General features: G+C 61.1%; 29 protein-coding genes and 2 pseudogenes. 21 read left to right on the top strand and 10 right to left on the bottom strand.

The genetic code is table 11. The features are described from left to right. The first annotated feature begins 296 nt into the window (after positions 1 to 296). From U5A52_RS21935 to U5A52_RS21850, 18 genes are all read left to right on the top strand, one after another. Complete coding sequence (locus U5A52_RS21935) at positions 297 to 668, top strand: hypothetical protein (RefSeq protein ID WP_321936170.1); 372 nt, start codon at positions 297 to 299, stop codon at positions 666 to 668. Further along, positions 665 to 1,990: a hypothetical protein gene (locus tag U5A52_RS21930; RefSeq protein ID WP_321936169.1), complete on the top strand. Its 1,326-nt coding sequence runs from the start codon at positions 665 to 667 to the stop codon at positions 1,988 to 1,990. The genes U5A52_RS21935 and U5A52_RS21930 overlap by 4 nt, the downstream gene beginning before the upstream one ends. A gap of 160 nt (positions 1,991 to 2,150) precedes the next feature. Next, positions 2,151 to 2,630, top strand: coding sequence for an NADAR family protein (locus U5A52_RS21925; protein WP_321936168.1), 480 nt, complete (start codon positions 2,151 to 2,153; stop codon positions 2,628 to 2,630). Between the two features lie 83 nt (positions 2,631 to 2,713). Then, positions 2,714 to 4,096, top strand: coding sequence for a metallophosphatase family protein (locus tag U5A52_RS21920; RefSeq protein WP_321936167.1), 1,383 nt, complete (start codon positions 2,714 to 2,716; stop codon positions 4,094 to 4,096). Between the two features lie 223 nt (positions 4,097 to 4,319). Further along, complete coding sequence (locus U5A52_RS21915; RefSeq protein WP_321936166.1) at positions 4,320 to 4,850, top strand: hypothetical protein; 531 nt, start codon at positions 4,320 to 4,322, stop codon at positions 4,848 to 4,850. Beyond that, on the top strand, positions 4,838 to 7,159 hold the full coding sequence (locus U5A52_RS21910; protein ID WP_321936165.1) for an SMC family ATPase: 2,322 nt from the start codon (positions 4,838 to 4,840) through the stop codon (positions 7,157 to 7,159). Before U5A52_RS21915 ends, U5A52_RS21910 begins: the two co-directional genes overlap by 13 nt. A 73-nt stretch (positions 7,160 to 7,232) precedes the next feature. Beyond that, positions 7,233 to 7,415, top strand: a complete 183-nt coding sequence (locus U5A52_RS21905; protein WP_321936164.1) for a hypothetical protein — start codon at positions 7,233 to 7,235, stop codon at positions 7,413 to 7,415. A 51-nt stretch (positions 7,416 to 7,466) separates the two neighbouring features. After that, complete coding sequence (locus tag U5A52_RS21900) at positions 7,467 to 7,667, top strand: hypothetical protein (protein ID WP_321936163.1); 201 nt, start codon at positions 7,467 to 7,469, stop codon at positions 7,665 to 7,667. A gap of 71 nt (positions 7,668 to 7,738) precedes the next feature. Beyond that, positions 7,739 to 7,861 carry a hypothetical protein gene (locus tag U5A52_RS21895; RefSeq protein ID WP_321936162.1) on the top strand — a complete coding sequence of 41 codons (123 nt, stop codon included), beginning with the start codon at positions 7,739 to 7,741 and terminating at the stop codon, positions 7,859 to 7,861. Positions 7,862 to 7,927: 66 nt separating this feature from the next. Continuing rightward, positions 7,928 to 8,302 (top strand): hypothetical protein, encoded by a 375-nt coding sequence (locus U5A52_RS21890; protein WP_321936161.1) that lies wholly within the window; start codon positions 7,928 to 7,930, stop codon positions 8,300 to 8,302. A gap of 10 nt (positions 8,303 to 8,312) precedes the next feature. Beyond that, positions 8,313 to 8,627: a winged helix-turn-helix domain-containing protein gene (locus tag U5A52_RS21885; protein WP_321936160.1), complete on the top strand. Its 315-nt coding sequence runs from the start codon at positions 8,313 to 8,315 to the stop codon at positions 8,625 to 8,627. Between the two features lie 142 nt (positions 8,628 to 8,769). After that, positions 8,770 to 9,756, top strand: coding sequence for a hypothetical protein (locus U5A52_RS21880; RefSeq protein WP_321936159.1), 987 nt, complete (start codon positions 8,770 to 8,772; stop codon positions 9,754 to 9,756). Between the two features lie 531 nt (positions 9,757 to 10,287). Then, positions 10,288 to 10,632 carry a hypothetical protein gene (locus tag U5A52_RS21875; RefSeq protein ID WP_321936158.1) on the top strand — a complete coding sequence of 115 codons (345 nt, stop codon included), beginning with the start codon at positions 10,288 to 10,290 and terminating at the stop codon, positions 10,630 to 10,632. A 91-nt stretch (positions 10,633 to 10,723) separates the two neighbouring features. After that, positions 10,724 to 11,197 (top strand): hypothetical protein, encoded by a 474-nt coding sequence (locus U5A52_RS21870; protein WP_321936157.1) that lies wholly within the window; start codon positions 10,724 to 10,726, stop codon positions 11,195 to 11,197. Between the two features lie 9 nt (positions 11,198 to 11,206). Continuing rightward, positions 11,207 to 12,277, top strand: a complete 1,071-nt coding sequence (locus U5A52_RS21865; RefSeq protein ID WP_321936156.1) for a hypothetical protein — start codon at positions 11,207 to 11,209, stop codon at positions 12,275 to 12,277. 98 nt (positions 12,278 to 12,375) lie between these two features. Then, entirely contained in the window at positions 12,376 to 12,705 is a 330-nt protein-coding gene (locus U5A52_RS21860) for a hypothetical protein (RefSeq protein WP_321936155.1), read from the top strand. A gap of 96 nt (positions 12,706 to 12,801) precedes the next feature. Then, a complete protein-coding gene (locus U5A52_RS21855; protein WP_321936154.1) occupies positions 12,802 to 14,034 on the top strand; it encodes a hypothetical protein in 1,233 nt (410 codons plus the stop codon). An 89-nt stretch (positions 14,035 to 14,123) separates the two neighbouring features. After that, a complete protein-coding gene (locus tag U5A52_RS21850) occupies positions 14,124 to 14,600 on the top strand; it encodes a hypothetical protein (RefSeq protein ID WP_321936374.1) in 477 nt (158 codons plus the stop codon). Positions 14,601 to 14,644: 44 nt separating this feature from the next. Here the strand turns inward: U5A52_RS21850 and U5A52_RS21845 are convergent. After that, positions 14,645 to 15,040, bottom strand: a pseudogene (locus U5A52_RS21845) (cell division protein); the annotation flags it as partial. A gap of 159 nt (positions 15,041 to 15,199) precedes the next feature. Between U5A52_RS21845 and U5A52_RS21840 the strand changes: the two are divergent. The 3 genes from U5A52_RS21840 to U5A52_RS21830 all read left to right on the top strand — a co-directional run bounded on the left by U5A52_RS21840 (position 15,200) and on the right by U5A52_RS21830 (position 16,800). Further along, entirely contained in the window at positions 15,200 to 15,844 is a 645-nt protein-coding gene (locus tag U5A52_RS21840) for a hypothetical protein (protein ID WP_321936153.1), read from the top strand. Between the two features lie 245 nt (positions 15,845 to 16,089). Further along, positions 16,090 to 16,278, top strand: coding sequence for a hypothetical protein (locus tag U5A52_RS21835; protein WP_321936152.1), 189 nt, complete (start codon positions 16,090 to 16,092; stop codon positions 16,276 to 16,278). A 288-nt stretch (positions 16,279 to 16,566) separates the two neighbouring features. Further along, positions 16,567 to 16,800: a hypothetical protein gene (locus U5A52_RS21830; RefSeq protein ID WP_321936151.1), complete on the top strand. Its 234-nt coding sequence runs from the start codon at positions 16,567 to 16,569 to the stop codon at positions 16,798 to 16,800. 71 nt (positions 16,801 to 16,871) lie between these two features. Here U5A52_RS21830 and U5A52_RS21825 read toward each other — a convergent pair whose 3' ends face one another. The 9 genes and pseudogenes from U5A52_RS21825 to U5A52_RS21785 all read right to left on the bottom strand — a co-directional run. Then, on the bottom strand, positions 16,872 to 17,012 hold the full coding sequence (locus U5A52_RS21825) for a hypothetical protein (RefSeq protein ID WP_321936150.1): 141 nt from the start codon (positions 17,010 to 17,012) through the stop codon (positions 16,872 to 16,874). 299 nt (positions 17,013 to 17,311) lie between these two features. After that, complete coding sequence (locus tag U5A52_RS21820) at positions 17,312 to 17,476, bottom strand: hypothetical protein (RefSeq protein ID WP_321936149.1); 165 nt, start codon at positions 17,474 to 17,476, stop codon at positions 17,312 to 17,314. 13 nt (positions 17,477 to 17,489) lie between these two features. Then, on the bottom strand, positions 17,490 to 18,128 hold the full coding sequence (locus U5A52_RS21815) for a hypothetical protein (RefSeq protein WP_321936148.1): 639 nt from the start codon (positions 18,126 to 18,128) through the stop codon (positions 17,490 to 17,492). A gap of 869 nt (positions 18,129 to 18,997) precedes the next feature. Then, positions 18,998 to 19,795 (bottom strand): ABC transporter ATP-binding protein, encoded by a 798-nt coding sequence (locus U5A52_RS21810; protein ID WP_321936147.1) that lies wholly within the window; start codon positions 19,793 to 19,795, stop codon positions 18,998 to 19,000. Position 19,796: 1 nt separating this feature from the next. Beyond that, positions 19,797 to 21,161: an ABC transporter substrate-binding protein gene (locus tag U5A52_RS21805; RefSeq protein WP_321936146.1), complete on the bottom strand. Its 1,365-nt coding sequence runs from the start codon at positions 21,159 to 21,161 to the stop codon at positions 19,797 to 19,799. Positions 21,162 to 21,213: 52 nt separating this feature from the next. Further along, the gene (locus U5A52_RS21800) at positions 21,214 to 22,248 is read right to left on the bottom strand and encodes a branched-chain amino acid ABC transporter permease (RefSeq protein ID WP_321936145.1); all 1,035 of its coding nucleotides are present in this window, start codon (positions 22,246 to 22,248) and stop codon (positions 21,214 to 21,216) included. 10 nt (positions 22,249 to 22,258) lie between these two features. Next, positions 22,259 to 23,140: a branched-chain amino acid ABC transporter permease gene (locus tag U5A52_RS21795; protein ID WP_321936144.1), complete on the bottom strand. Its 882-nt coding sequence runs from the start codon at positions 23,138 to 23,140 to the stop codon at positions 22,259 to 22,261. Positions 23,141 to 23,153: 13 nt separating this feature from the next. Further along, positions 23,154 to 23,933, bottom strand: a complete 780-nt coding sequence (locus tag U5A52_RS21790; RefSeq protein WP_321936143.1) for an ABC transporter ATP-binding protein — start codon at positions 23,931 to 23,933, stop codon at positions 23,154 to 23,156. A gap of 109 nt (positions 23,934 to 24,042) precedes the next feature. After that, positions 24,043 to 24,366 (bottom strand): annotated as a pseudogene (locus U5A52_RS21785) (dimethyl sulfone monooxygenase SfnG); the annotation flags it as partial.

Raw genomic sequence — 24,366 nt, 5'->3', positions numbered from 1 at the left:
TCTCTCGTGCTGAGCGGCTCGCCACCTGCTCCCCTCTCGTCAGTCGTAATACTCGTTGCCGGCCGCATTTATTTGCGCCGCGACATCGTTCGAGCCCGGATATTCGGGTGTCTCTCTCCAGACCCATCTGGGTAGAACGATCGAAGTGGACTGACCCGTGAACCTGCGGCGAAAACTCACGTTTTCGGAAAGGGGCTGTTTGCGCGACGTGACCATGTCGCGCCGGGAACGACCTAGCGTTCCCTGTTATGAGCCTTTCGGCTCCCTGTGCGCCACGTCCCCAGAAGGGACGTGGCGTGCGGGTCATCCTTATCAGAATCCAGAACGCGTTCCTCTTGCCAGGGGAGCGCGTTTTTTTTCGTCCTGTGCTTTTTCATTCCCTGTCCGGAGACGCTCCCATGCTTCTTCCCAATGGTCTTGACCAGCGCATCGCCGACGCGATCAGCAGCACGATCGAAGGCGAACGCGCCAGTACCGACACCACGACGGGCGCCTGGCGCGCGCGCTGTGAGGTCGCCCAGATCGCGATGCTTGCCGACAGCGAGCGCCGCATTTTCCTGTCCCATATCGCCACACGCCGCGGAGAGGCGGCGGCATCGAACCTGGCGCAATCGGCCAGCGAGATGCGCACCTCGGCGATCTTCTTTCTTGCAAGGAAACCCTCATGAACGCTGTTGTTCCGTTGGGCGCTGCGCCCGTGCGCAGCATCGTCGAGGAGCGTGCACCACGCGCCCCCGTCATCGGCCGGATCCGTCCCGGCATCAAGGTCCTGACGTCAGCCGCCCGGCAAAACGAGCAGGCCGTCAAGCTGTACGAGCAGCTTGTTTCCGCCGGCGAATCGTTCGAGAAAATCGGCGACGAGATCGAGCGACGCTGCAAGGTCAGAAACGCGCTCGCGCCGCGCAATGTCCCGTACTTCACCTGCCGCCGCTCGGACTTCACCAACCCCGACGTCGCTGATGAAATCCTGCGTCTCTATGGCGAGGATCGCGGCGACGGACTGAAGCTCTATCGCTTCCCCGTTGTCTTCGCCTTCAACGACTGGATGGCCAACATCCCGAACGAGATGGCGACGTGGGGTACGACCGGGCGCAAGTTCTTCTCCGAGTACGGTGTCGACGGCACGCGTTTCTGCAAGCAGTACGCCAGGCCCGAGCGTGACGCGCGGGCCCAGCGTGCGCAACGCAACTTCGGTCCACGTTCGATCATCCTGCGCCAGGACAACGCCATTCCCGATGGCGTGTGCAACCCGCAGGTCTGCCCCCAGTATCAGGCACGGCACTGCAACCTCTCGGCGCGCTTCATCTTTGCGATCCCCGAGATCAAGGGACTCGGCCTCATGGAGCTACCGACGAACTCGATCTATGTGCTGCAGAAAGCGTATTCGGCGATGCAGACCGTGGCGCTTGCGCGCGGCAAGTTGACCGGCACGCGTTTCTGGATTTCGAAACGCGAATTCGAGATCACGCGGATCAATGAGCAGGGCGACCCGGTGCGTCAGATGCAGATGCTCACCGTGCTCGACGCTGACATCGACATCAGCGCGTTGCTCGATGGCGCGGAGGATCAGCCGCCCGCGCTCGCGGCAGCGTCCGAAGCGGCGACGCTGCTCGAAGGTGCGACGAACGTCTATCCGTTGACACAAGTCGCAGAGCTCGCAGGTGGCCGGAGCGATGTTCCGCTCGAAGGTATGACGCTCGTCCGCGAATCACTCGAAGCGACTGGTGGCCAAACCGGTGCGTCCAGTGAAGCGGAAACGCTTGAGGAAAAGCGCGAGCGCATGACGGACCTGCTCAGTCGTCTCGGACTGAACGCAGAGGACCGGCAACCCAACTTCCGGGTCTTCGCACATGCAACGTACGGCCGCGGCTGGGCGCAACGTCCCGCTGATGTCGACGGCATGAACGCTCGCCTCGAGGCTGCACTTGACAATCGCGACGCACTTGATCGCGAGATCGAGACTGCGGTTCGGGAGGCGATACCCAACTGACGACAGCCAGCCCTTCAAGGGGCTGGCTGCCCTTCTCATGTGACCGGATGGAGAGTGTTTCAGCAAGCTGACTTGCTAAAACGCTTTCGACCGCGCACAGCAGCGCATCGAAACAGCCCGCAACCGCGGCCATCCCCTTGTGTCCATATGGAGTCGTCCGATGCACAGAATCGGCAATTTCACCGCGTTTTTTGGCGCGGACGATGCGTTTAGCAACTGGCATCGGTGCCGCTTTGATTACCGCGGCCATCAGTTTACGTCGGTGGAGCAGTTCATGATGTTCGCCAAGGCGAAGCTCTTCGACGATGAAGCTGCCGCCGAAGCGGTGCTCTCAACAAACGATCCTCGCGACCAGAAGGCGATCGGCCGGAAGGTCGTCGGCTTCGATGGCGCGCTATGGGAAGCGAAACGCGAATCTATCGTCTTCGTTGGCTGCCGGGAGAAGTTCAGGCAGAACCCGGGCCTGCGCTCCGTGCTGCTTGCGTCCGCGCCGACTGTGCTCGTGGAGGCGAGCCCCTGGGATCGTATCTGGGGCGTGGGACTGCGCGAGCGCGATCCGCTGATTGCAGACCCGGCTAAATGGCGTGGCCTGAACCTGCTTGGCACGACACTGATGCGTGTTCGTGACGCTTTGTCCTGACCCACCTTTTCCTCGCCGCACCGCGGCGCTCAACCCATCGAGGCTGCCTTCGGGCGGCCGATCTTCGTTTACGGAGGTGCGCCTTGAAGATCGCACATTTTTCTGACCTGCATTATTCGCCTGACCGTCTTGATGAAGCGGACCGATGCTTCGTTTTCGCTACGCACAACGCGATCATGCGCGGCGCCCGCGTAGCCGTCGTCTCCGGTGACTCGACTGACCACCGCCTCGACGCGCATTCCCCGGCACTCGTCACCCTTGCGCGCCGGATTCACCGTCTCGCGGCTGCCATGCCTGTGATCATGCTTCAGGGCACGTTCTCGCACGAGCCGCCCGGCACGCTGGATATCTTTGCGCTCATGGGTTCGGCCAACGAAGTGTTCATCGCGAGCCGCATCCAGCAGGTTGCTTTCGCGAACGGACGCTTCCTTGCATCTGCGGGTCCGGTGTTCAACGAAGGCGAACTCGCGCAGGTACTGGCGATGCAGCCCGAGGCCGTCTTCACCTGTCTGCCGACCGTCAACAAGGGGCAATTCGCAGCGAGTGTTGGCGCACTCGCCGCGGCGACGGATCTCGGCGACGTGCTCGCGACGTATCTGGCAGCGTCGGGGCAGGTGAACGCGCGTCTGCGTGAGGCTGGCATCGCCACTGTAGGTATCTCGCACGGCGCGGTGGTGGGCTGCGAAACGGAGCACGGGGTCACGATGGCGGGACTCGATCACGAGTTCTCGCTTTCGGCACTTTTCGATGCGCAGTGCTCTGCCTTCCTGTTGGGTCACATTCACAAGCATCAGTCGTGGGAGCGGGGTGGCCATCTCATCGCCTACGCGGGCTCGATCGGCCGGTTTCACTTCGGTGAGCAGGGCGAGAAGGGTTACCTGCTATGGGAGGTGGATACCCATTCGGCTTCGGCCGAACTGGTTCCCACGCCCGCGCGCCGGATGGTGTGCATCGACTTCGATGGTCCGCCCGACATGGATCGTCTCGCGCGGTTTGCGAGCGACGCCGGCGATGCGTTCGTGCGTGTTCGCTGGCAGGTCGACGAGGAGCACCGGCAGGCGGTCGATCGCGCCGCGATCGAAGCGATGTTCGCGAACGCGCAGGGCGTGAAGCTCGAACCGCGCATTCTCCCGGTCGTGCGCAGCCGCGCACAGGGTATCAGCCTGGAGACGTCGGTCGATGCGAAGCTAAGCCGCTGGTGTGAAGTCGCGAACGTGACCGCAGCACCTGTTCTCGAGCGTCTGCAACTGCTCGAAACCGGGGACGCGAACGCGATCGCTGACGCGGTACTGGCCCAACTCGATCAGGCACCGGCGGTGACACCGCTGGCACTTGTCGTAGGAACGCCTGCCGCCGAAGCAATCCCGCCTGAGGAGCCTCCGGTCGTTGCCTCGCCCACGCCCCGCGTGAGCGGCGCCCCAGGCGAAGCAGTCGACTGGCTGGAAGGCGATCTATTTGCGGCGTAAATAGCCGCCATCCAGTGAGCGGGGCCCGTACGGCCCGCTCGCTCGTGGACACAGCCGTGTCCCGCCAGTGCGCTCTGTGTCGTGAGCGCATTGCCGGAACAAGGTTCACCCGCGTCCCTGACGCATCGATCGCAGCACCCGCTGTATCCATTTTCTTTTGACCCTGACGGGGAGCGATCTCCCGAAGGGGGCGCACTCCGTCCTTTCCCTCTGGAGCGTCCCCATGTTTGGTCTTTATCCCGCCGGCCCCGACTGGGTCCAGCATTTCAATGCAACCTCGCCCGCGCGCGACATCCAGCAGCTTCTCGTGAAGCACGCTGGATTCACCGCAGGGCTCTTCCATCAACCCTACGGTCGCGCACGCGGCGCCGTGATTGCCGTGCGTCACGGCTTCGTCGTGATGGCTCATGAAGAGGGTGCCGCCGAGCTTGAGCTCGTCGTGGCGCCAGACGTCGAGATGACGAACCTCCTCTGGTCTCACAGCAACGGCTATGCGAGCCAGTGGTCACCTCGTGAACTGAAAGCGCTCACGGCGACTGAGAACTGGGAACAACTGCTGAAGGTGGCAGGCACCCGGTTCCGCGCGGCCTGTACGGCGCTCGAACGCGCCATTGACGGCACGATTGTGCCGGCACCTGAACCGGTCGATCCGGTCATCGCCGCGCCGTTTCCTGACGATGACAATGTGCCGTGGCTGCCGTCCGACTATCTGCACGACGCGCCGGTCGGGGAGGGCATGCCATGCGACCGCTGATCCTCACCCTTGAGGGATTTATCGGCGTGCGCGACGGGATGAAGCGCGAAAGCGTGACACTCGACCTGCAGGCGTTGCCAATGGGGCTGATTGCGCTCAAGGGCGCAAACGGCGCGGGGAAATCCACTCTCATGGACAACCTGCACCCGTATCGCATCATGCCCTCGCACGCCGCCAAGCTCTCGGTCGACGCCTTCTCATACTGGGACCACCTCTGTGGCACTCAGGCGCAGAAGATCTTCGAATGGGAGCACGCCAACGTGCGCTACCGCTCGACCTTCGCATTCCGCAAGCCCGGCAAGACGGGGAAGGCGGAGTACTTCCTCGCGTGGCTCGACAGGGCCGGTCTCTGGCAGCCGTTCGTTGCGCCCGATGGCACACGTTCGGATGGCAAAGCGGACACCTACGACCGCTGCGTCGAATCCGTGTGCGGCTCGCTCGAATCGTTTTTCACGAGCGTATTTTCCGCGCAGAACCGGCGGCCGCTTGCGTCCTACAACGCGGGCGAGATCAAGTCGCTGCTGGCCGAACTGCTGCAGATCGACCATCTGCGCACGCTCTCGGCGAAGGCCGCGGACGTCGCGAAGATCCTTGGTGGAAAGCTCGACGGAATCCAGCGTGAACTCGCATCCCTGACCCTGAAGCGCGAAACCCTCGCACAGACGGAAAGGGCGATCACGACGGATGCGGAGTCGATCGCAACTGCACGGCGCGAGCGCGAGGGCCTACTGGCCACCGCGCAGACGCTCGGACAGCAGCGCGCGACGCTCGCAGCGAAGCAGGCCGAGTCGGCAACGGCGGAGGCACGCCTGCGTGAACTCGCGAAGCAGCGCGGTGAGACGCAAACGTCGCTCTCATCCATGCAGTCGGAAACGCTGGAAGTGACCAGGCGTCTCAACGACCGCCGCGCGGCCCTCGTGAAAGGCATGACCACACACGAGGCGACGCTCGGACAGCGCGCTGCGATCGAAGGCGCGCAGGCGCAATGCGATCAGGTGCAACTGGAGATCGGACGGCAGGAGGCGCGCATTCTGGCGCTTCAGTCTGAGATCGCCGGTCTCGAGCCGAAGCTGACCGCGTTGACCGAAGCGAATACGACCCTTGGCGGGTTGCAGGCGCAAGGATCAACGAAGGCTGCATTGCTCACGACGCTGCAACAGCAGGCCGCCGTGATCGATCAGGTTCCGTGTGCTGGCCATGTCATGCATGCGACCTGCCCGCTGCTTGCCCAGGCGCGTGATGCGTCGGGGCAGGTTGCTGAACAGCGCGTCGCGGTTGAATCGTTACGCAGGAGCTATCGCGAGAAAAAGGCGATCGCCGACGAACTCACGCCCATGGTTGCGCAGCTTGCACCCAGGCGCGATGAGCTTCGGCAAGCCAACGCTGCGCTCACTTCGGTCCGGCGCACTTTCGAGTCTGCCACTGCCCTGGCCGCGCGCAAGCCGCTTCTCGAAGCAGCCGCGAGCGGCCTCGCAGTGTCGAAGGCCGATCTCGCCGACGTCGATGTGCAACTGCTTCAGGTCGCTCAACGCCGGGAGGCGGAAACGACCCGCCTGCAGGCGAAGCTGCGCGATATCGAATCGGAGACCTCCAGGCTCTCCGCATTCGATGTCACCGGAGCGATGGGCGATCTAGACCGGCAACTCCTCGCGAACCGGGAGGCCAACTCGGCACTCGACGCGCGCATCGAAGCGCTCATCCGTCAACATGCAACGCGCGAAACACAGCGCGATGCGATGAAGGCGGAACTGGACGGGTTCGATGCAACGCAGGAGAGGGCGGTACGCCTCTCGGATGAAATCGCGCGCTGGAAGCTGCTCGCAAAGGGTCTCGGCAACGACGGCGTCGTGGCATTGACGATCGACGACGCGGGACCCGCTCTCACGCAGACGGTCAATGACCTGCTGCTTGCGTGCTATGGCCCGCGATTTACCGTCGAGATTCGCACGCAGCGCGAGCTTGCCTCGGGTGACCTGCGTGAAGGCTTCGAGATCCTTGTCCATGACGCCGACAACGACAGCACCAAGGCAGTTTCGGTGATGTCGGGTGGGCAGAAGGTGTGGATCAACGAAAGCCTGACGCGTGGCATTGCGTTGTATCTCGCGCGCAATGCGGGCCAACCGTACCAGACGCTGTTCAGCGACGAATCCGATGGCCCGCTCGATCCGGTGCGCAAGGTGCAGTTCATGAGGATGAAGCGCGAGGTTCTCCGTCAGGGGGGCTATGAGCGCGAATTCTTCATCTCGCAGACACCCGATCTCGTTCTCGAGGCCGATGGCGTCATCGATGTAGAAGCGCTGGCCGCATGACCTTTCCTTTTAACCCTTGTGGGGAGCGAATCCCCGCAAGGGGCGTTCCTCGTCTGAACATCGAGGAGCAACCATGTTGAACAAGCAACCTTTCGTCTTGTCCGGCATCACGCGTTCGGCTCGTGCGGCGTCACCGCGCACGGGCAGCGAACACGTCTACACGCTCAATGGCTCGCGCCTGCGCGACGTCCTGGTCAACGGGCTGTGGATTACGGTTTCCGTATCCGCTCCCGTACCGCAGCGCGTCGCCGCCTGACCTCCTACGCCGCCCGTTACCGGGCAAATTCTTCTTCTCTGGAACCCGACCATGATGAACTTTTTGATGCTGCTCATTGCAGCAGCTGGTACCTCAAGCCTTGGCGCGTGCACGCAGGCGCCGCTCCGGCCGCAGGCTGAAGCAGCGGTAATCGTCGTGCATTCGCCGAAGGGCGAACAGGGCGACTTCCGTATCTGCGACGACGGGCGCGTGCTGGTTTATCCGGCGAGTCACCCGAAGTCCTGCAACTGAGACGCTTCGCGCTTCAAAGGCCCCGTTCCCGTCTGGGGACGGGGCCTTCCTCATTTTCTGGAGGAGGACTGATGAACCGTCAGATTGTGATTGCCACAGTCGCAGCTTCGATCGTCGCCGCGGCGTGCCTGTGCGCGATGTCTGCGTACGCCGCTGCTCTGCCGCTGCAGGCCACGATGATGCGAGCGGCCTGATCACCAATACCCCGTGGGGCGTCGACGCCCCCGACGGGGACGCGCTCCATCATCTGGAAGCTAAGCATGAGTTATTCGTCCAACGACTTTTCCGAAGACATCGTCCGCTGTCTGGTCCACGCCGAAGTAGTCGAGGCCGATGCGGTAGCAGGCGTAGATATCGGCGAACAGGCCGACGTTGCAATCGCCGGAATCATAGCCGCGGGTTGCGCCACGCGCGCGGCGCGTTTCATTTCGCTCGTTCTCGCGAGCGATGAATCGCGCGCCGCGCTCCAAGCGACGGGTGAAGGCGCTTTTGCTGACGCCCTGCGTCTGGCGGAAGCTATCGCCGCACAACGCACGCTCGAGTTGTCGCCAGCGCGTGCATCCTTTGCCGTGTTTGTTGCTTCGTTGCCCAGCGGTAATGAGTGGGCAAAGCAGATTCGTCTGCGTTCGGTGTAGGATGCGCGCCATGATGTATCCGGCTACCCATTCCTACCCGCTGTCTCACACAATCGGCCGGCGCGAGCAACTACGTTGGCGCCCGGACTTTGCGCGCATTCGCGGAAAAATCTACCTCGCCGTCGCAGACCAGATTGAACAGGCGATTCTGGCCGGGATTTTCCAGCCAGGTGACGCTTTGCCCACACAGCGCAGCATCGCTGACGACCTTGGATTCCATCTGAATACGATCAATGCGGCGTTCCGTGAAGTGGCACGCCGAGGTCTTATCGAGAGTCGCACGCGCCGCGGCTCGGTCGTTTCTTTCGGTCCGCGTGCGGCTTGAATATTCCTTTCTGGCGATGCAAGCACTTTGAACGCGGTACAGATGGACCTTTTTGCATTGGTGGCTTGAATCGCGCCACTTTCCCTCATGGGGCAACGCCCCGTGGGGGTGTTGCCCTGTTTTCGTTACAGGAGCAATTTGCATGACCAACGAGAATCACGATGCCCGTTTCACGGGTATGCCGCTTTTCCAAACCAACTGTCATCTCGCCGACGGCCTGCTTGTTCGTGCTGGCATACCGCATCGTGGAGGCAAACTCGCCTTTCACGCTTTTGAAGAAGGCTACGCGGCGATGGTTTCCGCCAACGCCTTCTGGAATCCAGCGCGACAACAGTTTCATTTCCCTGACGCGACGGACCTGATGGAATTGGACTTTGCGCTCGACAGCGCGGGATTCACGGCCATGCAGTTGTGGAAGACGCGCGGGAAGCAGGCCGGCATTGCCGGTGTTTATCCGTGGAGCTACCAGCAGTACGTCGAGCTTGCGTCGTCGTGCGGCGCATCGTGGTATGCCCAACCGGACATGTGTTGCGAACCCGAGATAGCAACGGATCAGGATCAAGTCGACTATCGCATTCGTGGAACGGCGACGATGCTCGAAGGTACCTTGCGGGTCGTGTGTGACTGGCAGGAACGGCTCGCATGGGACTGTGACAGCCGAACCGTGAGCAACCTTGTTCGCGTGCCTGTGCCTGTGATTCAGGGCTACTCGGTTGACGACTACCGTCGCAGTCTTGACCTGCTTCTGTCAGTCTGGGAACGGTGGAGGCCGTGGCTCGCCGAACCGACGCTGATTGGGCTGGGGTCGGTTTGCCGTCGCAATCTCCATGACCCGCGGCACGGACTTTACGCCGTGCTCGGGGGCCTTGAAGGGCACCTGCCAGCCGGAGCGAAGCTGCATCTCTTCGGCATTAAAGGACAGTGCCTGGAAAAACTCCGGGCACTCGACTGGATCGCGTCGGTGGACTCAATGGCATGGGATTTTGGAGCACGCGTGAGCGCACGTGAGCGCGCCATTTCCAACACCATCGCGCACCGCTCGACGACTATGTCCCGCTGGATGGAAAGAGCCCAGACAAGGGCTTCTCCCGCGCCAGGCGACCAACGCCGGCTGTTGCTTGCCGCCTGAGGTGCCCATTAAACGAAGCCCGCAAGTCCGTCAGGACCTGCGGGCTATTTTGCTTTGTGGGATCACGGTGGAAGTGTTCCTGCTTGTGGGCAATTCACGTAGCGAGCTACGTGAGGCCATCGCTGGGCTAACAATCGCGCTTACCGGCGCGGCGCATAAGTGTTTGACCGAAGTCCCCGTTGGGGATATACAGTGAGACTCGGAAAATGCCGATATTGAGGGGTTAGATGGCCGCAAACAGGCAGCATTCCGACCTCCCACAACAGGAGTTCTTGCGCTACGCGATGGAGCAGCTAGGGATGACGCGCGATGAGTTCGCGGCGCGTGTGAGCGTCGCTAGACGCACCCTGGATAAATGGCTATTGCCTAGTGAATCTCCGGACTTTCGGAGCATGCCCGACATGGGCCGCTCTTATGTGCAGGAGATTCTGGAGTGGCAGAGGAAGAAGGCTTGACCCTCCCCATTGGGGACATGCAATATAGCCGTGGATCGCTGCTTCTGTGATGAACACACAAAGGAAATCGTTGAGCATGAGCACCCACGCAAACGCAGAGGCACTACTCGCTTGGTTCCGCGATCGCGAAAGCGCGACGGTTGGTGAGATTGCCGCCTCCGGCTTAATGAAGTCGCGGACCGCTTCGGATGCGATCCAATATGCCGTTCGGAGCGGCGCGCTTGAGCGTGTCGTCCGTGCCGGCGCGAGCGCCAAAGAGCGCATGCGGTATCGTGCGACAGGCATTGCGCTGCCGACACCTCGAACGCACGGCATGCTTCCTTCGTTCGACGGCCTCCTTGAGGCGTGGGGCATTTCGCGTGAACCCGTTGCGCTTCCAACGTCGGACGCACGTAGGCACGAGATTTCGGACCACGGGTAGGAAAACTTGAATGGACGACTCCGAAGCTAATGAACTTGGTACGAAAGACTTTCATGCCGCAGCACGCTGACAAGATAGATCACGGAAAACGATGACAAAAAAGTTAGCGGAGCGAGCGCGGCCTTTCGAGCCTCTGCGCCTCATCGAGCAGAAACGAGAGTTAATCTCGATCGACGACATCGATTCGATACCGAAGGGCCTGCGCGGCATCTACGTTCTGTACCGAAGCGTCGAATCGGGGAACCCTAAGATCCCGCATCGGCACGTCGTCTACGTCGGCATGTCTGCGAGCGGTATGAAAGGGCGTCTACGGGCACACCGCAAGCACAAGCAAGAACTGTGGGACACCTGCTCGATTTTCGTCGTGTGGCCTAATGTGAGGGAGGATGAGATCCGCGAGCTTGAGGGCATTCTGCGCCACATCTATCGGTTCGATCCGAATGCTCAACAGCTCAACGCCCAAGGTCGATACATCAAGCTTACAAAGACTCTGAACGTCGAGCTTGATGACTCGTACCGAAAACAAACTGAATATCTTGAGCGAGATGCGGCCGACGCCGTGTAGGAAAAGGACATGGAAGAATCGATCGCGCTCGAGCGCATCGACGATGGTATCGGGGAAACATTGCGTGGCGAGATCCGAACGCTGGTTGATGCGAAATACCTGGTCGACGCACTCGCGCACGAACGCGCCGGGCGACGTCTGACCGGCGCCTTTCATGACGGATCAAGGGGGCCGCGGGACGGAAGCGAGATCTTCCGCGACATCCTCCCGTTCGCCGGTATCGAGCGCGACGGCAAGGAATTCAGTGCACTCGTGCCGACGGCGCAGACCATCGGCGCCAGTTGGCGGTGGCACACAGAATCCGTGAAGGAGCACGAGCGCGAAGAGCTGCTCGCGTTCCTGCAGTCGCCGGAACGCGCGATGCCGCGCGCTCGGGAGCGTGCCGAGTACTTCTGGATCAAGCCACTCGGCCTTTTTCTCGCTCACGAAGGCAAGAATCGTGTGGGCTTCCTGCGCGACATGAACGTCGATTGGATTCCGGCACGTGTCTTCCCATGCAGCTACGTTGCACCGGAACGGCTGACTCTCTATGAGGTGGGACCACGCGAGCGGACGTCTTGGTGGGCGGTGCTCGATGGAACATGGCTTGAGCCGGTGCTGCACCCCACCTGGGCGCTGCCGATACTGCGAGCCTATGGTATGCGGGAAACCTCCGACTGGCCAGCCGGTTTTCCGTCGATCGAGCTCACCACGGCCGCGCTGCGGCATCGCTCGCCTGACCCGGCTTTGTCCACTCTGCCGGCGCTCAATCTACCGTTGTTGCTCGAGAAGGACGCCTACCAGAACGAGCAAATCTCCTGCAGTCTTTTGGACATCGACGAAATACCAGTGCCTCGGAATTTTGGGATAGGGATGGTGGTCTGCAGCATCGCTGCGGTGGTATTGGTCGGCGCCGTACCGTCCACGTGGGAGACCTTCCGCATTGTCGCGGGCATGGTGGCTGGCGTTGGGATCGGGGCGATGCTCGCGTTCATGCTCCGCATCTTGAAGCTGCCGCGCCGGCTGGTAGATCCCTTCGCGGCCCACCGGAACTTCGGCCCTCGGGAGCGTGAGCAGAGGCTGGGGGCGCGTAGCGCGTAGACTAGGGCGGCTATGAGTGCGGAATCGCTCTGATCAGGAAAACACCGGAGCGAAGTGCGCCCCGTATGCCAGCCGGTAGCTGGCAAATGAAAGGCCAAATGGAAAACAACCAACTGTCATTCGTGAGTGAGCCAGGGGTGATTCTGGATCGAATCCTTACGCTTTTTGCGCACCAAGGCCGCGATGCGGCTATGGACGCGTTGACAAAGGCGGTGCGTCAAGACGTTCAAGAGAACGGCCGCAGCAGCGGCTACACGCCTCGGACGCTCCTTTGGTACGTGGTAGGCGCACGCGTGAGTGGTGATCCGTCTTTCTACGTCCAACCCGTATTTGTTAAAGCGCTGGCTCTCAGCGAACACGAGGCCGCGCTCTTTCAAGTCCACATTTCGGGCATCGAACTGTTCCGGTCTCAGGTCGGTGAACTCTAACTCGGAAAACACCGACATGAATCTCGAACGACGTTCGATATGTGTGAGCGGCGCGTGGATGATCGCGTTGTGCCTGGTCATTGTGTCGACCGAATCATGAAAAGAATTTTCTACTCATGGCAGGCTGACCGCTTGAAGACCGCAGGGCGAAATCTCGTGCATCGAGCGCTTGTGGACGCTATTAACATGTTGAAGAGCGACGCGGATGTTGAGGACGCCGCGCGCGATGACGTGTTGCTCGATAGTGACACGCAAGACGTTCCCGGATCTCCACCAATAGTGGAGACAATTTTCGGGAAAATCGATTCGGCGGCAGCTTTTGTCGCAGACCTCTCATTTGTAGGAGAGCGTGTTGGTGGAAGGCCTATTCCCAATCCCAACGTGACCATTGAGTATGGCTACGCACTCAAGTCACTGTCGCATTCACGAATCATTGGCGTCATGAACGCAGTTCACGGCGAACCGACTCGCGAATCCCTGCCTTTCGATTTGGGGCACATGCGGCATCCGATTACCTACAATTGTCCCGACGATGCTGACGACGAAGTCCGAGGTCGAGAACGAAAGCAACTGGCTGCAAAGCTCAAAGTTGCACTCAAAGCAATCCTCGATTTGGAGGCCCCCGATCCTGACGAACGAGAACGCGCCGTATTTCACGCCGCTCCCTCCCATAATGGTGAGGCGCGCCTCCGCGCCGCTCATGAGCCAATTGGGTCGTTGCACGATGGGAGCCAGTTGCCGCAGCCTGACGTCCCGATATTCCTCGCTGAGGGCCCAGCTATGTGGCTTCGGGTGATGCCCGAGTTCTCCATCAAAAAAGGGTTGTTAGTCACCCAATTGCGCGACGCACTGATCAACAGCGGGAACATTGTTCGCCCATTAAATGGCGAAGACTCTTTGAACCCATATGGCATTAGAGGATCGGACGGCTATGGTATTGGTCTCGTGGCAGAGAAAAAATGGGCGTCAATGTTGCTGTATGCCTTCACCACCGGCGAAGTATGGAGTTTTGACGTTGCACTGATGAAGGCCGACGCCAACCGCATCTTCTTCGACCCAGAGACGTATGCCAATGCATTGGCCCGATTTGCCGATATGCTCAATCGGATCGGTGTCGGTGGTCCTTATCGATGGATTGCAGGAATCGATGGAATGAAGGGAAGACGTCTTGCGATCGCTGGGCGTGAACGGGCACTTCCACCCGCTCCGTGTCTAGTAGAAACAGTGGTCACTGAAGGCACTTTTTCCGGCGATCCGAAGGACGTTCACATAGCAATCGAGCCTTTTGTCGAAAAGGTGTTCGACGCCGGCCATCTGCGTCGGTCCTGATGCAGAAAATCCCTTTACCGGCATGCTCCCAGCCACTTGAACTACGGCGCGAACAGGGGGAGCGTGACACCTGAAAGAAGGAAACAACGATGTTCGATGAAGTCACCCAAGAAGAGCGCGATGAGATTGGACGGCGTCTTCACCAGGCGCAGCTCGAGTTTGAGCGCGAGCATAAGGAAAGGCTTCGTTCCAGCGCCATCCAGCTGGGCGAGAAACTCGATGGGACGTACACTCGCTACGACCTGAATCAGGCCAATGAATGGTTGGAAGAACACGGCTTCCGCCGAGCCGTGCCGTCGCTGGCGAATGACCCCGATGGTGCGTGGATCAGCGTCCAAGAGGTATTGCCGGTCATACCGGACGGACAGGATAGCGTGAAGGTGTCCGTCAAGTTCGCGCCGGAAGAGTCGCCACACGCCGCGTTCTATCACCGCCGGGTCGGATTGGTGAGTTGTCCGGACGCGGGGTTCGGGCTAGAGGTGCCGATACGGGACATCAACAATCGCACCATCAGTAGCGGGAGCAGTAGTCCGGTCGAGCCGACGCATTGGCGTCTCCGCGATTGATGGGCGAGGTGCAGACGGCGCAGCGCCTCGGGGCGTACCTGCTGTTGCCAGAAAAGCAGGGCGCCGGCTGTCCCTGAGCGTAGGATCTGTTCGGCCGCCCAAAGACAGTCTGCAGTCGCAGGTGCCTTCAACACACGCACGTTTTCAACGCTCAAGCCCCACCACGCCAGCGCGGCGGGCTGCAGTCGATGTGGTGGCTGCAGGACAAAGACCGGCCGGCGCGCTACGGATTCCAGCGCCGGTTTCAGCAGGCGCAGTTCTCCGCAACCCGGCTGCGGAACGAGTACCTCTGACAAAGCGCCGGTGGGCCACCCGCGACCGGGTAGTTCGGCATCCAGTTCTGCGTGTCCGCTGGCAACGGTTCGGCCTTGCGCCGAGCCGAGTTGGGACGCTCGCCACAAATCCGGGTGGATCGCCTCTGCTTGAATTGCATGTCCCATGCCGGCCTCGATACTGTATATATATACAGGTATCTTAGCCCATGCAGCGGCCGGGGGCCAATCTCGTGTTGTTTGCTTGGGAGCGCGTCGTTGCGAGGCGGCCTCACGCGCGGCACTTTTGTCTTATGATTGCTCGCCAAATGACCGCCACATATTTGTATGCGAAAAGACCAAACCGCGTTCACCGCCATAGCAGTCACTGCACTTGCGATCGTCGTAGCTGGCTGCTCCAACAAGCAGGACCTGAACGAGGCGAATCTGACTGATGCTCTGAACGCCTACTACGCACCTGGTCCGGGGATCTGCCTGCATAGCTGGCAGTTTCCGTACGCCATCAGCCGCGCCGACATCAGGAATGCGGAGGATATCCACAACGATCCCGTGCTGACGCCAATCCCCGGACTCGAGGCAATGAAATCGGCTGGCCTATTGGTGTCGCACGACGCTCCGAGCCCTGCCAGCGATGGTGCCGTGGCGCGGACCTACATCCTGACGGACGCAGGATCGGCCGCTTTCACGGACGCGCCGAGCTCGCGCGGCGCAATTGCGTCCGGCTCTCGCACTGGTGCGTTCTGTTACGGCCACGTGCATATCACACGAGTCGTCAAGTGGGATCCAGCTTCCATGGGGGAAAGCACGGCCTATTTCAACTACGAAATGGTCGGGTTTCCTGAATGGGCCAAGCGGCCGGATATTCAGCGCGCCTTTCCCACGCTCGGACGGCTCGTGCGCGGAGCGGGAACCGGCAGTACGTCCTCGGTTGCCTTGCGCCTTACGACCGCTGGCTGGGAAGTAAAGCACTAAGCAGGAGCCCGATCGTTACAGCCACGTAGCCGTGCCCATTGCGCTACCTCATACCTGTATGCATATCCGGCATAGAAGAAGTGCGCGCCGTAGGCGACGGTCTCACCCACGAAATCAGGACTCTTCCTTGAGCCGTCGCGCACCAGCGTGCCGCGCCTCGTGAAGACCTTCTAAGGCTCGCGCCACGCGTACGTTGAGGCGCGAGAAAAGGCAACTAACTGTCCTACCGCTACGGAGACCACCAAATGGCGAGGTTCGTCGAATTCATGCAGACCAACGGCCGAAAAGCGTTCGTCAATCCAGATAATGTCACCTACGCCGAGGCAGTTGGTGGCGATAGTCGAACTGAAATCAACTTCGCGAACGGCGAAAAAACGATTACCGTTGCCGACTCCCTGACTGACACCATCGCGCGTCTGACGGCAGTCCGCTAACAAGCCCGGCTGACACGCATGCAGAAGCCCGCCATCGCGCGGGCTTCTGCATTTCTCTGGGCCGGGCTGTGAAGAAAATGTATGGCAAAGAGGCGCGAAGAGCCCTAAAACCGTCGTCTTTTGGAGGCAAAGGCCTGAGATGCGTGGGCTACCAGAATGTCAAGCCATAGCCGCAAAATAAGGGCCTTGAGGCTTCGTTTTGCCCTGGATATAGTAGGTGCGCATTAGGGGCGTTTGCCGCTAATGCCGTCAATCACGAATGCCACAGATCAATAAGGAGGTCTAAATATGGCACATGACAGTTGGTGCGACCCGATAGTGCGCGGCGGCAGGAGATATAGTGGCGCCGTGGCGCGTGAAATCCGCATTAAAGAAGCGCGGGGAATGGACACGATCCTTGCCACGGCGATCGAACACGCCCTGCAGAAAACGCTCGATGACGTGAACTTGGCCGTGAGCAAGGCAGAGCCGGTCGCGCGAAAGTCGAAGCCCGGCAATCTCTTCGGCCCGAAGACCCAGTGAGCGTGACCGATGTGAGCACTTGGCCCGCGTCGCAACCCACACCAGCCCGCCATCCGGCGGGCTTTTCTATTTCAACGCTCCCTCTTTGAATCGATCGCGCCGATGCGGTTGAGCTCGGCCATCAGGCGACGGCGCAGGCGGGCGAGGACCTTGCGGCCATCTTCGACAGTCTCGCTGTCCTTCGACAGGTGCCAGTATTCCTCTGCGGCCATCGCCTCGAACTCGGAAAACGCGTAACGGTCGGTTCTTTCTGTCCGGGTATACGAGTCCCGCGTTCCCTGATGCTGGTCAGGTTCAACCAGGCACTTCTGGCAGCCGGTTGGCAGGTAGCCGCGGTCTATCCCGCCGGGAACATGTGGCTCGCGTTCAGTTGAACCCCATCCCGTGATGCCGATATCAAATTGACGTTAGCAAACGTTTTAAAAATGTTGATAATTGTTTTTATGTAAAATTATTCGAGCAAACAAAAGCCCGCATCACTGCGGGCTTCATTTTTTCACGGCCGGGCCGCTCAGAGATGCACGTACATCACGTTGGCGATAATCCCAACAAGCACGCTGGCTGCCGCGGCGACGACGACCCACTTCACTTTCTGGACCAGCGCGAAATTCGCCCGCGCCTCTTCAGAGCTGATTGTCCGATGGGACTCTTGCTCGCGCAGGTTTTCGATGAACATAGGTTTTCTCCAGTCAGCCGGTCACGCCGTGAATCCACGCGCTTACACCAAATACTATCACAGCCAGGATGAGCAACCACCGAAGCATGATTGCATCCTTATTTAAGGCGTAAAGCCTCTCGCCCTCCAGCTTCGCCGCGTCGTCCTCCCGTTGCTTGATGGCTTCGAGAAGTATCTCGGCGAGTTCAGCTGTCCCCAATGCCGCCAGGATGGCCTGTCTAGGTGCTACCGCGGTTTCGTGCTGCAACCTCTGTAAGTGTAGCTGTATCTGTGTCGGCGGCTGCGGCTGCTGTAACGGATCGGTTGCAATAACCGGAGCCATTCCGACAACTGCCATGTAGGTGGAGGCGCTGCTGAGAATCACAATAAGCGCGAAAAGGCCCATTTGTCCCGCCGTGAGAGGCCCCGGTTCTGACGACATGAGCTTTACGAGATCGGCCATTGCACCTGCGAGCCAGCCTAGGCAAATGAAACCGACCGCACCACCCCGATAGGCGTCGAATAGCGTCAGGCTCGCCTTCGTACGCCCAAAATGCTTTGAGACTTTGTGGACGCCGATAGCGACGGCCGGTGCCGATCCGCCAACAATCAGATTTGACAGCAGCCATCCGCCCCAGTCGCCAGCCGTGGCGTGCCATGCGACTGCGGCCACAGCACTCGCTGCTGACGCACTCAAGGCTGAAGCTGCCGATGCTACAGTGCCCTCGCTCACAGAACCTCGCTCAATAGACGGTTAACGTCGTCTGCCCTCACCGGGATAGAGCCCGGTTCGGACGACCGCCGGAACACCGACGCCAATAGTGGGCACATGATAAAGGGACAGTTTTACCCGTGTCGAGCGGCCTCGCTCGCGACAAAGGCGCCATTGACATGAGCAGAAGGCGGCAACGGTCTTATTTGGCCACGAAGTGAAGGCGCCCGGGCATGTGAGCGGGCAGCGAGCGCAAAAACAAACGGCCCGCTTTCAGCGGGCCGTCTTGCATGGGTGAGTGGTGCACCAGTTTTCTACAACTTCGTGGACAACCATATGTGCAGAGAGAAGAAATCCGATGTGACTGAATTGTTCTACTGCAAGGTTAACTACTGGTTCAAGCATTTGATGTGTATCCATAAGACCCCCATTAAAAAGTGTGTGTACAACGCCAGTTGAAAAACATCCAAAAACAGTGGCTAACGCCATAAAACAAAAAAGGCGCACACATGGGTTGGACCACAAAGAGCTCGAACTGCTGCGGCGGGAATCGAACCCACCACCACCCTCGAAACCTGTGAATCAAGAAGAATATTCTCACATCTACAGTAAAAAGTCAACCATTTTCTTGAGATTTGTGCTAAGGACGCCTCTTGGCCAGAGTTATGCCGACGCGCTATATGCAACTCGTCTCGCGACACGACTTCCGCAGGCGAATTGGAATCGTATACCCCGTCGCGACAGAAACCGCATCTGCTACTGCGCGCGGGCCCGGAGCGGGTGCCCTGACGCGTCTCCGTGTGAAACGGTCGACTGTCACGACGAGCGCGTCAGACTGTCATGGCCTGACTCGTCCGTTTGGCGCGACGCGCCGTGTAATCGACGGCTTTGCCCCCAAGATAGGCGTCGTGCAGCACATCGAGCCTGGCAAGCTCGGCGGCCGCGCCCTGTGCCACCACTCGCCCCCCTTCGAGTACGTAGCCGTGCTGGGCGTAACGCAGCGCCATCGTCGCGTTCTGCTCGGCGAGCAGGAAGCTCACACCCTCACGGTTGAGCGCCGCGACGATCTCGAAGATTTCCTGAACCACCAGCGGTGCAAGTCCCATCGACGGCTCGTCGAGCAGCACGAGCGACGGGCGCGCCATCAACGCCCGACCAATCGCCACCATCTGCTGCTCGCCGCCCGACGTCAACCCGGCCGGCGTCTGCCGCTTCACCTTCAGACGCGGAAAGATCGTGTAGATCCGATCGAGGTCCGCCTCGATTTCGGCCCGCCGCGGCCGCCGCGCAAACGACCCGATCCGCAGGTTCTCCTCGACCGTCAGATGCGCAAAGCAACGTCGCCCTTCGAGCACCTGAACAAGCCCACGCTCAACCAGTGTCCACGGCTCGATGCGAGCGACATCCTCGCCGCGATAGACGATGTGTCCGCCCGTCAGTTCGCCGCGCTCGGCACGCACAAGGTTCGAAATCGCCTTCAGCGTGGTAGTTTTGCCCGCGCCGTTGCCACCGAGCAGCGCGACAATCGCTCCCTCGGGCACCGCCAGCGACACCCCGCGCAGCGCGGGGATTATCTGGCTGTAGGTCACGGCGATCTCATCGACCTGCAGGATCGGGCTGTTCGTCATGTCAGAGGTCCTTGCTGCAATCGCGCGGCGTGATGCCCTTTTCCTTCGCGTACGACAGGGCCGACTTCTCGATGATCGGACGCAGCAGCGCGCGGTCGGCCTGCACCCAGTTGCTGATCACGTTCCACTTCTGGCCATCCCACTGCTGGAAGCGGACGGCGCCGCCGCCTTCGTGGTCCGAGCAGGTCAGCTTGAGCGGCTGGACCAGGCCGAGTGCGCCGAGCTGTTTGAGGCGCGCATCGTCGAGATCCAGATGCTCGAAGCCCCAGCGCACCTGCTCGCCCGTCAGCGGCTTGTTGCCAAATTTGCGCTGCGCGACGCGCACCGCTTCGACATTCAAAATGCCATTCACCACGCCGAGGTTGTAGTAGACGGTGCCAAAGCGCGTCGGGTCCTTGAGGTTGCCGTTACCCGGCTTGACCACGTACTGGTTGATCGCCTGCAGGACCGGATAGTCCGTGCCCGACGGGTGCGTCGTGATCGAGATGAAGCCTTTGGCCGCCTCGCCTGCCGGACGCACGTCCTCCTCGGAGTTGCTCCAGATGTTGCCGATGATATGGTCGACCGGATAGCCGACCTTCTGCGCGGTCTTGATCGCCACAGGGTTCATCACGCCCCAGCCGCGCAGGATCACCCAGTCGGGATTGATCTGGTGGATCTTCAGCCACTGCGAACCCTGTTCATTGCCGGGGTGCGGGACCTCGATCTGGGTCACGTCGAAGCCGTACTTCTTCGCGAGCAGGTCAACGACGGGAATCGTCTCGCGGCCATACGGCGAACCGTGATACAGCACGACGATCTTCTTGCCCTTGAGCGCGGCGAGACCGCCCGAGCGCTGCCCGATGTAGTTCACGATCGCCGAGACCTCGCTGTACGGGTTCAGCTGCAGCGGAAACACATAGGGAAACACGGCGCCGTCGGTCGAATCGGTGCGGCCGTGGTTGATCGTAATGAGCGGAATCTTGTCGGCCGTCGAACGGTCGAGCGTCGCATAGGCGATGCCGACCGACAACGGGTTCGTGGCCGCGGTCGGCGCGCCGTCGGGACCGCCATTCTTCAAGCGCTCATAGCACTCGACGCCCTTCTCCACTACGTACTCGGTCTCGCACTCCTTCCATGTGAGCTTGACGCCGTTGACGCCACCATCACGCGCGTTGATCAGCTGGAGATAGTCAATAAAGCCACCGAAGAAGCCGCTTCCGCCAGCCGCATAAGGACCGACGCGGTAGCTCTGCAGCGGAAAGTACTCCTCTCCCGCCGCATGTGCCTGAGGCAAAGCGCTGACAGCGAGTGCAAGTGCGGCCACAAAAGCCGAGGACCATTTTCCCCATTTCGCACGAACGGGGTGAACATCTGTATTTTGCATAACGAAATATTCCACGATGATAAGAATAACAAGAAGCGAAAAGTTGAACGGATCAGGATTGCTTTGGCCGACGTTGACGAATGATCTGCGCGAGTCTCGCAAGGCCTTCCGGTTCCTTAATCAGGAAGACAATGATCAGCGTGCCGAACACGATCTTCTGCAGGTTCTGCACCTGGTCCGCACCGATGCCCACCTGCGCCAGCGCGCCCGCTGCGTTCGACAGCAGGATCGGCAGGAGCACGATAAAGGCCGCGCCCAGGAAGTTGCCCGAGATACTGCCCATTCCGCCGATGATGATGATGAACAGCACCTGGAACGAGAGATTCAGGTTGAAGCCGTCCGGCTCGATCGTGCCGAGATAGGCGAACGCCCACAGCGCGCCCGCGACGCCAAGCACGAAGGAACTCAGCGCAAAGGCCAGCAGCTTGCTGCGCCCCACCGGAATGCCGATCACACGCGCAGCAGCTTCCATGTCGCGCACGGCCATCCAGCGCCGGCCCAGTTCGCTGCGCACGAGGCTCGCGCCGAATGCGAACAGCAAGCATGCGGCACCGAGCACGAACAGGTAACGCGACACCGGCGTGTCGATCTGCCAGTGGCCGATCGCGAGTCGCGGCGCGCTCAGCACGCCAGACGTGTCGTAGTTGGAGAACCAGCCCACGCGCGTGAACAGCCAGACCACGAAGAACTGCGCGGCCAACGTCGAGACGATCAGGTAGAAGCCCTTGATCCGCAGGCTCGGCAACCCGAACAGCAGGCCGGCCGCCGCACTCACAAGGCCGCCGAGCAGCAGGTCGACCGGAAGCGGGAACGCAGGTACCCGCACGAGCAGGTTGTAGGTCGCATAGGCGCCGATCGACATGAACGCGGCCGAGCCGAGCGACAGCTGCCCCGCGTAGCCGGTCAGAAAGTTCAGGCCGAGTCCGGCCACGGACAGGATCAGAAACGGCACGAGGATCGCGTTCAGCCAGTAATCGTTCGCCACGAGTGGCACGCCGGCGAACGCGATCAGCGCGCTCGCAAGGGGCACGGCCACCTGGCGCACGTTCACCCGGCGCGGTTCGGCGAGGGTACGGGTCAGTTCCATCAAGGTTTCCTCAAACACGCTCGACCGCCGCCTCGCCGAACAGACCGGACGGGCGCACGAGCAGGAACAGCATCGCAAGCAGATAGGGGAACCAGTTCTCGATGCCGTCGCCGATCACCGTTCCGACATAGACCTCAGCCAGCTTTTCCGTTGCGCCGACCAGCAGGCCCCCGGCGATCGCGCCACCGATCGACGAGAAGCCACCGATGATCAGCACGGGCAAGGCCTTGAGCACGACCAGCGAAAGCGAGAACTGCACGCCGAGCCGCGCGCCCCAGAGCAGGCCCGCAACAAGGCTGACAAAACCCGCCAGCGCCCAGACGATCGCCCAGATGCGCGGCAACCTCACGCCGACCGCGAACGCCGCGAGCGGGTCGTCGGCAACGGCGCGCAGCGACAGCCCGAAGCGCGAGCGCTTCGCAAGCTGCGATAGCGCGAGTACCAGCACGCCCGCGGTGGCGGCCGCGAACAGGTCGAAGCGGCTCACCATCACGCCGGCCAGGTGCAGCGGCCGGTCGTCGATGCCGAGATCGAGCCCGTGCACCTGCGCGCCCCAGAAGAGCTGCGCCGCGCCTTCGAGAATCAGGCTCAGGCCGAGGGTGGCCATGAACAGCACGATCGGCGCCCGATTGACGAGCGGGCGCAGCACGAAGCGGCCCGTTGCGATCGCGATCAGCACGAGCACGGCCAGCGTCGCGCCGAACGACAGCCACGGGTTCCAGCCGCGCTCGATGAGGCTCACGTAGGTCAGCGCCCCGAACAGCACGAGTGAGCCCTGCGCGAAGTTGAATATGCCCGACGCCTTGTAAATCAGCACGAAACCGATCGCAACCAGCGAATACATCACGCCAGCCAGCAGGCCGCCCACCAGCACCTCGATGAAAAACTCCATATCTGCGTCCCTCTCAATGACGTGTGCCGAGATAGGCCGCCAGCACGTCCGGATTCGTGCGCACTTCATCGGGCCTACCATCTGCGATCTTTTTGCCGTAATCCAGCACTACAACGTGATCGGACAGGCCCATCACGACGCCGATGTCGTGCTCGATCAGCACGACAGTCACGCCGAGATGCTCGTTGGCATCCAGCACGTATTCGGCCATCGCGTGCTTCTCCTCGGCGTTCATGCCAGCCATGGGCTCGTCGAGCAGCAGCAGGCGCGGTTCAGCGGCCATCGCACGCGCCAGTTCGACCCGCTTCTGCAAGCCGTACGACAAGGTGCCGACCACGCTGTCACGCCATGGCTGCAATTCGAGCGCTTCGATCACGCGCTCGGCTCGTTCGCGCTGCTCGGCTTCGTCCCTTGCCGCGCGGCCCACGTGCAGTGTCTGCTCAAGCCAGGTGCTGCGACGATGCAGGTTGCGGCCGGCCAGCACGTTGTCGAACACACTCATGCGCCGGAACAGCGCGAGATTCTGGAACGTGCGCGCAATGCCACGATGCGCGGCATCGTGCGCGTCCATGCGCCGGTAAGCGTGACCGTCGAAACGCAGCGTGCCGTGCTGCGGGCGATAAACGCCGTTGATCACGTTCAGCAGCGAACTCTTGCCCGCGCCATTGGGTCCGATCAGCGCGCAGATTTCGCCTGTCGCGACTTCGAAACTGATATCGGTGATGGCCTTGACGCCCCCGAACGACACGGAAATGCCGTCGAGCGCGAGCAAGGCCGTCGAGGCTTGCGTCATGCTGATTCACCCCTCGGGGTTCCGTTCTACTGTCCTGTGCTTCGGTTCGGTTCGGTTCGGCTCGGCCGGGTTCTGTACGCGCGTGAACCACGGCCCACCGCTGCTTATGTCAGGCGGCCTGCTTCTGCCGCTGCGCCTCGAGCTCGCGCACTAACGGGAGCACCTTCTGGCCGAAATACTCGACTTCCTCGATGAAATGCAGAAAACCGGTGAGTACCAGGTCGACGCCGATCGACTTGAGCTCGACGATGCGCTCGGCGATCTGCTGGGGCGTCCCAATCAGGTTCGTGCGGAAGCCGTCGTTGTACTGGACGAGATCCTCGAACGTCGATTTGGCCCAGTTGCCCTCGCCTTCCGGCGATGCCTTGCCGGCTTCCTTGACCGCGTCGCCGAACGCGTGCACGGCCTCGACGTGTGCGTGCCTGATGATGTC

This window comes from Paraburkholderia sp. J8-2, from assembly GCF_905220195.1.
In the GTDB taxonomy this organism is placed as follows: domain Bacteria; phylum Pseudomonadota; class Gammaproteobacteria; order Burkholderiales; family Burkholderiaceae; genus Paraburkholderia.
The sequence above is the reverse complement of the archived record's forward strand: the minus strand, read 5'-3'. Positions and strand labels throughout refer to the sequence as shown.